We start from the raw sequence: 13,441 nt of genomic DNA, 5'->3' as shown, positions 1-13,441 counted from the left end.
TCCGGAGTAGACCCGATGGAACAAGTGCTGATCACTGGTCTGGGCGCGATCTCGCACCTGGGCCTCGGGGTCGATGCCTTCTGGCACGGCCTGATGCGGGCGGAGGGCGGTCCCGCGCCGGCCGCCGATCCGTACGCGCGGATGGACATCCCGCTCATGTACACGGCCCCCGCGGTGCCCGGGTCGCCCGCGCTGTCCACGCCGTCCGAACTGCCCGGAGCCGCCTCCCGCTTCGCCGTGGAGGCGGCCCGCCAGGCACTGGCCGACGCCGGACTGACCGGCCCCGGAGCGGTCCCGGCCGCACCCGAGCGGATCGCCGTGGTCATCGGCACCGGCATGGGCGACTCCGGGCTGCACGAGCAGTGGCGGGTGGCGGAGCGGCCCGCCGGCGACTCCTGGTCCCCGGTGTTCTCCGTCGCCAGTGCCGTCGGCGCGTGGCTCGGCGCCGAGGGCGCCAACAGCAGCATCAGCAACGCCTGCGCCGCCAGCGGATTCGGCCTCTCGGCCGCGGCCGACCTGATCCGCACGGGCGCCGCGGACGTGGTCGTCGCCGGGGGCGCCGAGGCGTACTCCCGGGTCGCCCTGGCCTGCTTCAACCGGCTCGGCGCCGTCGACCCGCAGCGGTGCCGGCCCTTCGACGCGAACCGCCGGGGCACCGTCTTCGGCGAGGGCGCCGGGATCATGGTGCTCGAATCCGCGGCGCACGCCGCCGCCCGCCGGGCCCCGAAGGTCTACGCGAGGCTCGCCGGCGAGGGCTGGAGCTGCGACGCCCACCACGCGACGGCCCCCGAGCCCGGCGGCACCCAGATCGTCCGGGCCATGCGCGAGGCGCTGGACCGGGCGGGCGCCGCGCCGGACCAGGTCGGCTGCGTCGTCCCGCACGGCACCGGCACCGCCCTCAACGACGCCGTCGAGAGCCGGGCCCTGCACGCCGTGCTCGGCGGGAGCGCCCCGCGCACCCCCCTGTACAGCCTCAAGGCCCTGGTGGGGCACACCGGCGGTGCGGCCGCCGCACTCGGTGTCGTCGCCGCCGCGCTGATCCTCCACCACCGGGCCGTCCCGCCCAACCACCCCGTCGCCGAACAGGACCCCGCCTGCGACGTGTTCCTGCCGGTGCAGCGGACCGGCCTCGCGGGCCCCTACGCCCTCGTCAACGCGTACGCCTTCGGCGGCAACAACGTATCCCTCGTCCTCCAGGAGGCCGGCGCATGACCACGGCTCCGCACAGCGCCCCCGCCACCGGCCCCGCCCTCGTGGTCTCCGGCATCGGCGTGGTGACCCCGCGCGGCGGGCGCCCGCAGGACGCGGCGCGCGCCGCCCGGGACGCGGAACCGGTACCGGCCGACGGCTGGTTCGACCACCGCACCCGGCTCGGGCCGCGCGGCTACAAGTACCTGCCGGCCGCCTCCCAGTTCTTCCTCGCCGCCGCGAAGGAGGCCCTCGCGGACGCCGGGGACGAGCCGGACCGCCGGCCCGGCGAACTGCGCGGCGCCGCCGTCGGCACCAACAGCTCCGCGGCCGCCCTGCACGAGGCCATGGACGCCACCGTCCTCACGGAGGGAGCGGGCGCACTCAGCCCCGTCACCGCGCCCTACTTCTCCATCAACCTGTTCGGCAGCCGGCTGGCCACCGAGCACGGCCTGAAGGCCTTCAACCTCACCGTCACCTCACCGCGCACCGCCGGCCTGGAGTCGATCGAGGCGGGCGCCCGGGCCGTGGCGGCCGGCCGCGCGGACTGGCTCCTCGCCGGGGCCACCGAGGACGCCCTGGCCGCCGCGCACGCCGGCCGCGGGCAGTCCGAGCGCGGGGCCGTGGCCCTCGTCCTGGAACCGCTGGAGGCCGTACGGGCCCGCGGCGGCCCGGCGTACGGCCACTGCCGGGTCAGGAGCATGTTCCTGCCCCCGCACGCGGCGGCGCGGCCCGAGGGGGCGGACCGGGCCCGGCGGCTGATCGGCTCCGGCCTCGCCCTGCTCGGCGCGGACACCCCGCCCGCACGGGTGGTCGCCGTCCTCGACGACTCGGCCGTCGGCCGCGCGGTGGCCGGGGCGCTCGGCCCGGACGCCGAACTGGTCCCGGCCGGCGCGGGGGCCCTGGAGCCGCTGGTCCAGGCGGCCGGGGCGCTGGCCGGACTGGACGGGCCCGTGCTGGTCGTCACGGCCGCGGCGCAGGGGAACCTCGCGCTGGCCCTGCTCACCCCGCCCTCCGACGCCGCCTGACCCGTACCCGTACACGCACGAAGAGCACGAAGAGCACGAAGAGAGAGAGTTCATGACCACGTCACTTGAGGGTTCCTGGTGCCTCGTCCTCGGCTCCTCCAGCGGGATCGGCCTGGCCACCGCCCGGGCCCTCGCGGACGAGGGGGCCAACATCCTCGGCGTCCACTTCGACACCGCCGAGGGCCAGGAGAAGGCCGGGGCGGCCGTCGAGGAGATCCGCTCGACCGGGGTGCGGGCCGAGTTCTTCAACGCGAACGCGGCCGCGCCGGCCACCAGGAGCGAACTGGTGCCCCGCATCGCCGGGCTGACGGGGGGCCGGCCGCTGCGCGTGGTGCTGCACTCCCTGGCCTTCGGCACGCTGCTGCCGTACCTGCCCGCCGACGGCGACCCCGCCATCACGGGCCGCCAGATGGACATGACGCTGAACGTGATGGCCCACTCCCTCGTCTACTGGACGCAGGCCCTGGACGCGGCCGGGCTGCTGGGCGAGGGCTCGAAGATCTTCGCCATGACCAGCGCCGGCGACCAGCGGGTGACCGCGAGCTACGGAGCGGTGTCGGCCGCCAAGTGCGCCCTGGAGTCGCACGTGCGGCAGCTGGCCCTCGAACTCGCCCCGCGGCGCGTCGCCGTCAACTCCCTGCGCGCGGGCGTCACGGTCACCCCCTCGCTGGAGCGCATACCCGGCCACGACAAGCTCGTCGAGACCGCCGCACGCGCCAACCCGCACGGCCGGCTGACCCGCCCCGAGGACGTGGCCGAGGCCGTCGTCACCCTGGCCCGCACCGACTCCTCCTGGATCACCGGCAACGTGATCGGCGTCGACGGCGGCGAGGCGCTGACCACCTGATGCCCACCGACACCCGACCGGACGAACGGCCCGCCGCCGTGCCGCGCGCCCTGCACACCCTGCGGGCCCTGCCCACCGCGGTGCGCCTCGCCGCCCGGCACGCCCACGAGCTGTACCACCCGCCGCCGGCCCGCCCCGGCCGGACCCCGCGGAGCAAGGGCCTGCCGACGCGCTCCCTGACCGTCCGCACCACCCTCGACGGGTTGCGCCTGGACGCCTGGGTGGTGCCCGGCGACGGCCCGCACACCGTCATCCTCTGCCACGGCATGGGCCGCACCAAGTCCAGCGTGCTCGGCCACATCCGGCTGCTGCACGACGCGGGCCACCACGTGGTCGCGTACGACATGCGCAACCACGGCGAGAGCGGACGCGACAGCCGCTGGGGAGCCATGTCCGAGCGCTACACGAGCGACCTCGCGGACGTCGTCGCGGCGGTGCGCCGGGACCCCGAGGTCGGCGGCGGCCGGCTCGCCCTCTTCGGCTTCTCCTTCTCCACCTGGGTCTCCCTGCACGTCCTGCGCCGCGTCGGCACGCCCGTGGCCGCGGTCGTCTGCGACAGCGGCCCGATGTCCGACACCGCCGCCGGGCTGCGGCACTTCGCCGACCTGCGCCGGCCGGCCCTGCCCGAAGGCATCCGGGAGGGCGCGGCGTTCGCCCTCTACCACCGGCTGTTCGCCCTGCTGTCGCTGCGCATGCTGGCCGTCCGGGACTTCCCGCCGGACCTGAGCGGACTGCCCACCCGGCTGCTGTTCGTGGCCGGCGCACAGGACCCGGTGATCAGCGAGGCCCAGATCGCGGGCGTCGCCGACCACTACCCGGACGCGGAGCGGTGGACCGCCCCGCAGGCCATGCACATGAGCGCCCTGCGTTTCGACGCGGCGGAATACCGGCGCCGCGTACCGGAGTTCCTCGCGGCGGCCTTCGCCGCCGCCGGGCGGGAGACGGAGGGCACCGGCCGTGGCTGACTACCTGCTCGTGGAATCCCAGGGCGGCTGGGCCGGACCCGGGGCCGGGGCCTTCCTCGACGACGCGGCCCGGCTGGCCGGCGACGGCCACGGCGTGGTCGTCCTGCTGATCGAGAACGGCGTCACCGAAGGCCTCCGCGGCGCCGGACCGGCCGTGGGACGGGTCCTGGCGGCCGGCGGCGAGGTGTGGGCCGACGGGTTCTCCCTGGACCAGCGGGCGCTCCCGCGGCACCGGCTGGCCGAGGGAGTCCGGCCGGTGGACATGGACGAGGTGGCGGAGCGGCTGCTGGCGCCCGCCGTACAGGGAGTGTGGCACTGACATGGCACGACAGCTTCCGCGCGCGGACGTGCTGATCGCCGTCATGGGCGCCCCGCACACCGGTGACCTGGTCACCTCGGCCTTCCGGCTGGCGCAGGCCCTGCTCGCCCGGGGGGCCTCGGTCCACCTGTGGACCTGCGGCCACGCCACCGGACTGACCCGGTCCGCGCTCGGCGCGGACAAACCGCGCAACGTCGTGGACTGGGTCCGGGAGTACCCGACGACCGCCACCCTGGCGGCCGAGCTCATGGCGGCCCACCCGGTCTCCCTGACCTGGTTCGCCTGCCGGTTCTGCAGCCAGGAGCGAGGGGTCGAGGCCCACGTCCCGGGGGTCAGGCTGCGCGCCCCGTTCAAGTTCACCGAGCATCTCGACGCCGCGGACAAGGCGTTCTTCCTGGGGGTGTGCTGACCGTGTCCGTCACCCGACGCCGGCTGCTGATCATCGAGAGGGCCTACCGGGGCTCCGTCGAGACCCAGTTCGCCGACGTGCTGTACCTGGCCCGCGAACTGAACCGGCAGCAGGGCGGCCTGGACATCCTGCTGCGCGGCCTCGCGGTCACCTTCGCCGCGGACGCCGCCCCGCCGCCCGCCCTGCGCGTCGGCGGCCGCGTCCTCGACACCCTGCCCGACCCGCGCGCGTCCCTGCGCACGCTGCTCGAGGAGGGCGCCCGGGTCTGGGCGGAGGACGGGGACCTGGCCCGGCTCGGGGCCGGCCCCGGCCGGCTGCTGCCGGGGGTCCGCCTGGCCGGACCGGAGGACCGCCCGCACTGGTCCTCGTACCAGGGCGTGCACTTCCTGTGACGCCCGGGGCCCTCATGTCCAGCCCAGCCCCCCAGCCCCACCGAAGCCACCGAAGGAGCACCGCGATCATGGAAACCGCCACCCCCGCCGGGCGAGGGCCGCTCATCACCGCCTGGTCCGCCGTCTCGCCGTTCGGGCTGGACGGCGCGGACCTCACGGCCGGCCTCGCCGCCGGCCGCCCCGCCGCGACCGCCCTCGACCCGTCCGAATGGGGCGGGCCCGTGGACACCGCCTGCCTGGTCCCCGACTTCAGCAGCAAGGCCGTACTGGGCCGCAAGGGCACCCGCTCGATGGACCGGGTGACCGGCCTGGCCGTCACCGCCGTCGGCCGGCTCCTCCAGGACGAGCGGGGCGGGCGGATCCCCGGCGTCGGCGAGGACGCCGGACTGGTGCTGGGCACCAACACCGGCAGCGCCCAGAGCATGATGGACTTCACCCGCGACTCCCTGGTCCAGGAGAAGCCGTTCTACGTGGACCCCATGCGGTTCCCCAACACGGTGATGAACTGCGCCGCCGGGCAGTGCGCCATCTGGCACCGGCTCAAGGGCCCCAACACCACCGTGGCGGGCGGCCGGGCCTCCGGACTCCTCGCCCTCAACTACGCCCTGCGGATCCAGCGTTCGGGCCACACCTCCACCGTGCTGTGCGGGGCGGTGGAGGAGTTCTCGCCGGCCCGCGCCTGGCTGGAGGTGCACACCCGGCGGCCGGACGAGGCCGACGCCGTACTCGGCGAGGGCGCCGCGGTACTGCTGCTGGAATCCGCCGAAGCGGCCCGGGAGCACGGGCGGCCGGGCCTGGCCGAGGTCCTCGCCCTGGAGTTCGGCGTCTTCCACACCGACGAGAACGCCGGCGCGGTGCTGGCCGACTGCGTCGGCCGGGCGCTGGACCGCGCCGCCGTCCGCGCGGACGAGGTCGGCCTCGTCGCCGACTCGCAGGCGCACGGAGTGCGCGGCGACGGCGAACGCGCCGCCCTGCGGAAGGTGTTCGGCGAGCACGGCCCCTCGCGCGTGCCCGGCGCCGACCTGATCGGCGACACGCACGCGGCCTCCGCCTCCTTCCAGATCGCGGCCGTGCTGGCCACCGCCGAGCACCGGGGGGACCTGGCCGGCACCGTCGCCCTCGTCACCTCCGTCGACCGCGACGGCGTGGCCGGCTGCGCCCTCCTGCGCCTGCGCTGAGCACCCGGGAGCAGCCGCACCACCGCCGGCCGCACCCACGCCCGCACCACATCCACCAACCCGATGAACCCGATGAATCCGATGAAGGAGAAAGACATGTCCGAGACCACCGCCGCCCCCGCCCTGGACCTCGACGACCTGCGCGGCACCGTCGCCGACGTCCTGGACGTCGAGGAGTCGGAGCTCACCGACGAGGCCGACTTCGTGAACGACCTGGGCGTCGACTCCCTGATGGCCCTGGAGGTCATGGTCGTCCTGGAGAAGAAGTACGGGGTCAAGCTCGGCGAGTCCGAGCTGAAGGAGGTCACCTGCCTGCGCAAGGCGTACGACCTGCTCGACACCAAGCTCCAGGCCGCCTGATGCCGGCCCCGGTCGCAAGCCCCGTCCGCGCGGTGCCGGCGGTGGGCGAGCCCACCCCCGCCGGCCCCCGCACCACGGTCCGCGTCGACGCCGACGAGCAGGTCTTCCCCGGCCACTACCCCGGCTTCCCGATCTTCCCCGGGGTGTGCATCGTGGAACTGGTCCACCGCAGCGCCGTGGCCGCCGCCCCCGTCCCGGACGTCCCGGTGACCCTCCGGGCCGTGGAGTCCACGCGCTTCCTCAGCCCGGTCTTCCCCGGCGACGCCCTCACCATCGACCTCGCCTGGTCCCGCCGCGGCGAGCACTGGCGCTGCGACGCCGTCGCCGCCACCGGCCGGGGCCGCGCCGCGACGGTCCGCCTGCGCTTCACCGAAGGGAGCAACCCGTGCTGACGATCACCCGGATCAAGCAGGTCCTGCCGCACCGGTATCCGATGCTGCTCGTCGACCGGGTGACCGAGCTGGTCCCCGGCGAGCGGCTGACCGCCCTCAAGGCGGTCACCTGCAACGAGCCCTGGTACGCGGACCTCGCCCCGGACGCCGACGAGGCCGGCCACGGCTACCCGCAGACCCTGCTCATCGAGTCCTGGTGCCAGGCGGCGGGCGTCCTCGCCGCCTGGGACCGGCCCAACCCCGACGTGCTCTCGGGCCAGGTGATGCTCTTCGGCAGCATCTCCGACGTCGTCCTGCACCGGCCGGTGCTCCCCGGCTCGGTGCTGGAGCACCGGATCCGGCTGTTCCGCGCCCTCAGCGACACCGTGATCTTCGAAGGGGAGTCGCTCGTCGACGGCGAGACCGTCATGGAGGTCGGCCGGGTGGTCATGGCCATGCGCCCCGCGCAGGAGCTGACCGACGCACGTACGCAGAGCACGGCCGCCGCCGCGGCCGGCGCCAAGTGAGGAGGAGCCGCATGTCGGACAGCACCACCGGGGTCGCCCTGGTCACCGGCGGGACCCGCGGCATCGGCCGGGCCACCGTGCTCCGCCTGGCCCGCGACGGCCACGACGTGGCCTTCTGCTACACCTCGCGGCCGGACGCCGCCGCGGAACTGGAGAAGGAGGTGGCCGAACTCGGCGTCCGCGCCTACGGCCACCGCGCCGACGTCGCGGACGCCGACGCGGTCCGCGCCCTCGTCGCCGAGACCGAGGACCGCCTCGGCGGCATCGACACCGTCGTGACCTCCGCCGGCATCGTCCGCGACCAGCCGCTGCTGATGATGTCGGACGACGACTGGCAGCAGGTGCTCCGCGTCAACCTGGACGGCACCTACCACGTCTGCCGCTCCGTGGTCTTCGAGATGATGAAGCGCAAGAAGGGCTGCATCGTCAACATCTCCTCGGTCGCGGGCGTCTACGGACACGCCACGCAGACCAACTACTCCGCCTCGAAGGCGGGCATCATCGGCTTCACCAAGGCCCTCGCCAAGGAGACCGGCCACTACGGCATCCGCGCCAACGCCATCGCGCCCGGCTTCATCGAGACCGACATGACCGCCGGCCTGTCCGGAAAGGTCCGCGAGGAGGCCCTGAAGGGCATCCCGCTGCGCCGCCTGGGCCGCGCCGAGGAAGTGGCCGACGCGGTCGCGTACCTGGTCGGCGCCGAGTACGTGACGGGAGCCGTGCTGCAGATCGACGGAGGACTCGTTGTCTGACCACCGCCCCCCGGCGGGCCGCCGCGCCGCGCGGCGGGCGGGTCCCCCGCGCTTCTACTTCTCCCTGCGCAGCCCCTACTCCTGGCTCGCCCACCGGGACCTGCACGCCCGCCACCCCGGCCTCGCGGACCTGGTCGAATGGCGGCCGTTCTTCGAGCCGGACGAGACGAGCGCCCGCGCCCTGGCCGCGGCCGGCGGGCACTTCCCGTACGTGGCCATGTCCCGGGAGAAACACCTGTACATCCTCCAGGACGTACGGCGCCTCGCCCGCGCGCGCGGACTGGAACCCACCTGGCCCGTGGACCGCGACCCCTGCTGGGAGGTCCCGCACCTGGCCTGGATGGCGGCGGCCGACCGGGGCCGGGGCCCGCGGTTCGTCGAACTGGCCCAACGGGCCCGCTGGGAGGAGGGCCGCGACATCTGCGACCCGCGGGTGATGGGGGAACTGGCCGAGGCGCTCGGCCTGCCCCCGGACCTGCTGGCCGGGGCCGCACGGGACCCCGGGCTGCGCGAACGGGGCGTGGCGGCACTGCTCGACGTACACCGCGACGGCGTCTTCGGAGTTCCCTTCTTCGTCGACGGCCGCGAGAAATTCTGGGGCGCGGACCGGCTGGCGGATTTCGCCGATTCCGTTCGGGCCCGGCTGCCCGAGGTGTCCAACGGGTGGGAAGACGCCGGGAAAACGAGCGTTCCGCCGACTCGTGCCGATACGGTGGCGCGGTCGGCAGAAGGGGGCCATGCCGGGGGCTGCGGCTGAAGCCGAAAGCCGCACCGGACCGCCCCGTCACATTCACCGAGGGGAATTCAGTTGCAGAGGGAAGTCAACCGTCCTGAGATACGGGAAAACGCCGCGGCGGAAAGCGGATCCGCCCAAAGGACGGCACTCCGGCGGGGCCCCCTCGGAGCGCTGGCCTCGCTGCTGGCGCTGCCCGCGGCCCCGGCGTACGGGGCGGCGCTCTCCTACCTCGTCTACCACCCGCCCCGCCGGCCGCACCACAAGCACCCGCGCGACTTCGGCCTGCCCGTGGAAGAGGTGTCCGTCCCCCTCCCCGGAGGCGGTCGCACGCTGCACGTCTGGCTGTGCCGCGGCGGCCGGGACCGGGTCGTGGTCATCGGGCACGGCATCGGCCTGAGCAAGTCGGCGAGCCTCGCACAGGCCGCGTTCCTGCACGAGGCCGGCTACACCGTGGCCCTGTTCGACCACCGCAACCACGGGCTCAGCGACGCGGACAAGGCCTTCTGGGGACTGAGCGAACGCCACACCGACGACGTCGTCGCGGTCGTCGAGCACCTGCGCGGATACGACGAGTACCAGGACGCCCGCTACGCCGTCTTCGGCTTCTCCTTCTCCACCTTCCCCTCGCTCTACCTCCTGGGAAGGCCCGGCTGCCCCGTCGACGCCGTCATCTGCGACAGCGGCCCGGCCCTGGAACTGAGGCCGCTGTTCGAGAACTTCCTGCGCGCCAAGGGGCTCCCCGTCCCGGGCCCGCTGCGCTCCGGACCGTCCTGGGCCCTGCTCACCTCGGTGTTCGCCCGGCTGGGCACGGCCATGCTCCAGGCGGACTGGCCGCCGCCGGCGCGCGGCGCCTACCTGCACACGCCGGTGCTGGTGCTGGCCGGCGAGGACGACAGCATCATCCCCGTCGAGAACGTACGGGCGCTGGCCGGCCGCTATCCCGAGGCGGAGGTCGAGGTGCTGCCGGCGACCGAACACCTCCAGGGCATGAAGACCGACCCGGACCGCTACCGCACCGCGGTCCTGGACTTCCTCAAGCGGGCGCTGGGGTAGGGGGCCGCCATGGATCTCCCCCGGAACTGGGGCGCGCGGCCCACGGAGCAGGCCGCCGCCTACCCCTGCGACGGGCTGCTCGGCCCGGCCGCCGAGCCGTGGCTGCGGGCGGTCACCGTCGCCGCCGACCCGCCCGAGGTGTTCCGCTGGCTGTGCCAGCTCAAGGTGGCCCCGTACAGCTACGACCTGCTGGACAACTTCGGCCGGCGCAGCCCCCGCAGGCTCACCCCGGGCGCCGAACGCCTGGCGGCGGGCCAGCGGGTCATGACCATCTTCGAACTGGTCTCCTTCGAGCAGGACCACGAGCTGACCCTGCTGCTCACCACCCCGTGGGCGGTACGCGCCTTCGGCGGGTTCGCGCTGACCTACCGGGTGAGCGCCCTGGGGCCCGGCCGCAGCCGTCTCGTGGCCAAGCTGATGGCCGGCCGCCACACCGGCCCGCTGGGCGGGGCCCGGCTGCGGATGATGGCCTGGGGCGACCTGCTGATGATGCGGCGCCAGCTGCTCACCCTGCGCGAGCTGGCCGAAGCCGGGGCGACTGGCAGTTAACTGCCAGCCGGACGGCATTCGTTGACCGTGCTTCGCGCCGACGTGGACGATCACGGGGCAGTCCTTCGCCCCAACCGAGAGGTCGTGTCACGTGGTTCAGCAGTTCGCCGGTCCCCGGCCGGACCAGCCGGCGGGCGGTGCCGCCGGGGCCCCGCCGGGGCGCCGGTGGCTCGCCCTCGCCGTGCTGGTGCTGGCCCAGCTGACCGTCTGGCTCGACAACACGATCCTGAACGTGGCCCTGAAGACCCTGGCCGACCCGGACGAGGGCCTGGGGGCGAGCCCCCACCAGCTCCAGTGGAGCATCAGCTCCTACACCCTCATCTTCGCGGTGATGCTGTTCACCGGAGGCGTCCTCGGGGACCGGTACGGACACCGCCGGCTGCTGCTGACCGGGACGGCCGTGTTCGCCGCCGCCTCCTTGTGGGCGGGGCTGAGCGGCAGCCCCGGCGAGCTGGTCGTCGCGCGCGGCGCCATGGGCATCGGCAGCGCGCTGATCATGCCGGCCACGCTCTCCCTGATCTCGGCCGTCTTCGAGGCCCGGGAGCGGGCGATGGCGATCGCGATCTGGTCCGGTGCCAGCGGCCTGGCCATCGCGGCGGGCCCGCTGGCCGGCGGCGCGCTGCTGGAGCGCTTCTGGTGGGGCTCGGTCTTCCTGGTCAACCTGCCGCTCGCCGCCGTGACCCTGGCCGGCGCCGTGCTCCTGCTGCCGGCGGGCCGCCACCACGGCCGCGCGAAGCTCGACCCGGTCGGCGTGGCGCTGTCGACCGCCGGGCTGCTGGCCGTGGTCTACGGGCTGATCGAGGGCGGCCACCGGGGCGAGTGGACCGCGTGGGGCGTACTCGGGCCGATCGCCGGCGGCCTGGCCGTGCTCACCGTCTTCGTCCTCGTCGAGCTGCGGGTCGCCACCCCCAGCCTGGACGTGCGCCTCTTCGCCAACGCCCGCTTCAGCGGCGCCACCACCTCCGTGATGCTCGTCTACTTCAGCCTGTCCGGGTCGATGTTCTACACCGCCTTCTACCTCCAGGGCGTACGGGAGCAGACCCCCTTCGAGGCGGGGCTGAACCTGGTGCCGGTCGCGGCCGGGGTGCTGCTGGGCGCGCCCCTGTCGGCGGGCCTGGTGCGCCGCTTCGGCCTCGGACCGGTGGTGGCCCCGGCGATGCTGGTGGCCGCCGGCACCTTCCTGGCGTACGTCCGGCTGGGCCCGGACACCCCGATGGCCTGGTTCTGGCTGCTGATGCTGGTCCAGGGCGCGACGCTGGGCGCCGCCATGGCGCCGACCACCGAGGCGGTCATGTCGGTGCTGCCCCCGGAGCGCACCGGGGCGGGCTCGGCGGTGAACAACTCGGTGCGGCAGATCGGCGGGGTGCTCGGCGTCGCCGTCCTCGGCTCCCTGCTGACCGGCTCCTACCGTACGGACGTCACCCCGGCCCTGGCCGGGCTGCCGGGCCCGGCGGCGGACGCGGCCGGCGACTCGGCCGAGGCCGCCCGGCTGGTCGCCGGGCGGCTGGGCCGGCCCGACCTGGCGGCGGCCGCCGACCAGAGCTTCCTGCACGCCATGCACACCACCTCGCTGGTCGCCGCCGCCGCTGCCGCGGCCGGGGCCCTCGTGGTCCTGCTGTCCTTCCGCCGCTCCGACGGGCCTTCTGGCAGCTAGCTGCCCGGGCATTGCCGGCGGAAGCCGGCGGCGGCTGATTTCCGAACGGGCACGGCGAAGTCCGTTCGAGGAATTCTCCGCCTGGGAGGAACAGAAATGTCTCCTGAGGTCGGCACGCCCGTCCGTCCGGTCCGAAAGTGAAGGGCCGGGTCGGCATCGGAAACACCTGGGAATTCAAGAAGGACCGGCTGGACCTTTTCCGCGCACCTTCGAATCCTGTGGTGACATCGGTGCCTACCGGCTCGCCGGACAGGACTGCTATTTCGTCAGTTCCGTCGAGATGGCCCACGAGATCCTCATCAGGAACGGGTCGCTCTTCGAGGAGACCGACCGCTTCCGCGCCTTCGCCCGGCCCTTGCCCGGCGACGGGCTGCTCACCGCCCTCCGCGGAGACCGCGGCCCGGCCCCCACCCCCCACGGAGGCCCCGGCCGCCGGCCCGGCCCGCTGCCCGTACCCCCACGACGGGGACGGCCCGCGACCAGGGGCGATTTGGAAGAGTCCCGCGGACCGGGTATTTTTCCTGTCGAGGCGCCGCTAGCTCAGTTGGTTAGAGCAGCTGACTCTTAATCAGCGGGTCCGGGGTTCGAGTCCCTGGCGGCGCACCTGATCTTCGGGCGGTTCCCGGTACACCGGGAACCGCCCGAAGTCGTTTCCGCCGCGGCGGCCGCTCGTCTAGGGTCGCGGGCATGTCCACCACCACCCTCTGGCGTCCCACCGGCCCCGTAGAGCTCGAACTGGTGCGCGCCCTCGACTGGCGGGCCTGGCCGCCGCGCCTGCCGGAGCAGCCGATCTTCTATCCGGTGCTCAACGAGGACTACGCGGTCCGCATCGCCCGCGACTGGAACGTCAAGCACGACGGCGCCGGCTTCGTGACCCGCTTCGAGGTCGACTCGGCGTTCCTTGAGCGCTACCCCGTCCAGCGGGCGGGCGGCGAGACCATCCTGGAACTCTGGGTCCCGGCCGAGGAACTCCCCGAGTTCAACGCGCACATCGTGGGGCGCATCGAGGTGGTCCGGGAGTTCCGCTGAGCGGCGCCGGGTACCGGGTGCGGGGTGGTGTGCCGCTGCGCGGGCCGCTTCCCGCCCCGCCCTCCGCCCGTTCCTCCCCCGGCT

At 74.4% G+C, this 13,441-nt stretch carries 17 protein-coding genes and 1 tRNA gene; all 18 read left to right on the top strand.

Annotated features, from left to right (window positions below; genetic code table 11):
* Positions 1-15 precede the first annotated feature (15 nt).
* The 18 genes from ACZ518_RS13360 to ACZ518_RS13275 all read left to right on the top strand — a co-directional run bounded on the left by ACZ518_RS13360 (position 16) and on the right by ACZ518_RS13275 (position 13,357).
* Entirely contained in the window at positions 16-1,212 is a 1,197-nt protein-coding gene (locus tag ACZ518_RS13360) for a beta-ketoacyl-[acyl-carrier-protein] synthase family protein (RefSeq protein WP_469113163.1), read from the top strand.
* On the top strand, positions 1,209-2,216 hold the full coding sequence (locus tag ACZ518_RS13355; protein ID WP_469113162.1) for a beta-ketoacyl synthase N-terminal-like domain-containing protein: 1,008 nt from the start codon (positions 1,209-1,211) through the stop codon (positions 2,214-2,216). Before ACZ518_RS13360 ends, ACZ518_RS13355 begins: the two co-directional genes overlap by 4 nt.
* A gap of 52 nt (positions 2,217-2,268) precedes the next feature.
* A complete protein-coding gene (locus tag ACZ518_RS13350; protein WP_469113161.1) occupies positions 2,269-3,063 on the top strand; it encodes an SDR family oxidoreductase in 795 nt (264 codons plus the stop codon).
* The gene (locus ACZ518_RS13345; RefSeq protein ID WP_469113160.1) at positions 3,063-4,028 is read left to right on the top strand and encodes an alpha/beta hydrolase; all 966 of its coding nucleotides are present in this window, start codon (positions 3,063-3,065) and stop codon (positions 4,026-4,028) included. The genes ACZ518_RS13350 and ACZ518_RS13345 overlap by 1 nt, the downstream gene beginning before the upstream one ends.
* Positions 4,021-4,347 carry a hypothetical protein gene (locus ACZ518_RS13340; protein WP_469113159.1) on the top strand — a complete coding sequence of 109 codons (327 nt, stop codon included), beginning with the start codon at positions 4,021-4,023 and terminating at the stop codon, positions 4,345-4,347. The genes ACZ518_RS13345 and ACZ518_RS13340 overlap by 8 nt, the downstream gene beginning before the upstream one ends.
* Position 4,348: 1 nt before the next feature.
* The gene (locus ACZ518_RS13335) at positions 4,349-4,756 is read left to right on the top strand and encodes a hypothetical protein (protein WP_469113158.1); all 408 of its coding nucleotides are present in this window, start codon (positions 4,349-4,351) and stop codon (positions 4,754-4,756) included.
* Between the two features lie 2 nt (positions 4,757-4,758).
* Positions 4,759-5,148, top strand: coding sequence for a hypothetical protein (locus ACZ518_RS13330; RefSeq protein WP_469113157.1), 390 nt, complete (start codon positions 4,759-4,761; stop codon positions 5,146-5,148).
* Between the two features lie 68 nt (positions 5,149-5,216).
* A complete protein-coding gene (locus ACZ518_RS13325) occupies positions 5,217-6,326 on the top strand; it encodes a beta-ketoacyl synthase N-terminal-like domain-containing protein (protein WP_469113156.1) in 1,110 nt (369 codons plus the stop codon).
* A 96-nt stretch (positions 6,327-6,422) separates the two neighbouring features.
* Complete coding sequence (locus ACZ518_RS13320; RefSeq protein ID WP_469113155.1) at positions 6,423-6,686, top strand: acyl carrier protein; 264 nt, start codon at positions 6,423-6,425, stop codon at positions 6,684-6,686.
* A gap of 41 nt (positions 6,687-6,727) precedes the next feature.
* Positions 6,728-7,078 (top strand): 3-hydroxyacyl-ACP dehydratase FabZ family protein, encoded by a 351-nt coding sequence (locus tag ACZ518_RS13315; RefSeq protein WP_469113154.1) that lies wholly within the window; start codon positions 6,728-6,730, stop codon positions 7,076-7,078.
* Complete coding sequence (locus ACZ518_RS13310; RefSeq protein ID WP_469113153.1) at positions 7,072-7,584, top strand: 3-hydroxyacyl-ACP dehydratase FabZ family protein; 513 nt, start codon at positions 7,072-7,074, stop codon at positions 7,582-7,584. The genes ACZ518_RS13315 and ACZ518_RS13310 overlap by 7 nt, the downstream gene beginning before the upstream one ends.
* 11 nt (positions 7,585-7,595) lie before the next feature.
* Entirely contained in the window at positions 7,596-8,336 is a 741-nt protein-coding gene (gene fabG / locus ACZ518_RS13305) for a 3-oxoacyl-[acyl-carrier-protein] reductase (protein ID WP_469113152.1), read from the top strand.
* Positions 8,329-9,093 (top strand): DsbA family protein, encoded by a 765-nt coding sequence (locus ACZ518_RS13300; RefSeq protein ID WP_469113151.1) that lies wholly within the window; start codon positions 8,329-8,331, stop codon positions 9,091-9,093. The genes fabG and ACZ518_RS13300 overlap by 8 nt, the downstream gene beginning before the upstream one ends.
* 51 nt (positions 9,094-9,144) lie before the next feature.
* Positions 9,145-10,125, top strand: coding sequence for an alpha/beta hydrolase (locus ACZ518_RS13295; RefSeq protein WP_469113150.1), 981 nt, complete (start codon positions 9,145-9,147; stop codon positions 10,123-10,125).
* A gap of 9 nt (positions 10,126-10,134) precedes the next feature.
* Positions 10,135-10,674 (top strand): hypothetical protein, encoded by a 540-nt coding sequence (locus ACZ518_RS13290; protein WP_469113149.1) that lies wholly within the window; start codon positions 10,135-10,137, stop codon positions 10,672-10,674.
* A gap of 91 nt (positions 10,675-10,765) precedes the next feature.
* Positions 10,766-12,328 carry a DHA2 family efflux MFS transporter permease subunit gene (locus ACZ518_RS13285; protein WP_469113148.1) on the top strand — a complete coding sequence of 521 codons (1,563 nt, stop codon included), beginning with the start codon at positions 10,766-10,768 and terminating at the stop codon, positions 12,326-12,328.
* A gap of 529 nt (positions 12,329-12,857) precedes the next feature.
* Positions 12,858-12,931 (top strand) — tRNA-Lys (locus ACZ518_RS13280).
* 84 nt (positions 12,932-13,015) lie between these two features.
* Positions 13,016-13,357, top strand: a complete 342-nt coding sequence (locus tag ACZ518_RS13275; RefSeq protein ID WP_362469167.1) for a hypothetical protein — start codon at positions 13,016-13,018, stop codon at positions 13,355-13,357.
* The last annotated feature ends 84 nt before the right edge of the window (positions 13,358-13,441 follow it).

Source organism: Streptomyces sp. NPDC033966 (assembly GCF_055575955.1).
Note: the sequence above shows the minus strand (reverse complement) of the source record. Positions and strands in the feature narration are given on the sequence as shown.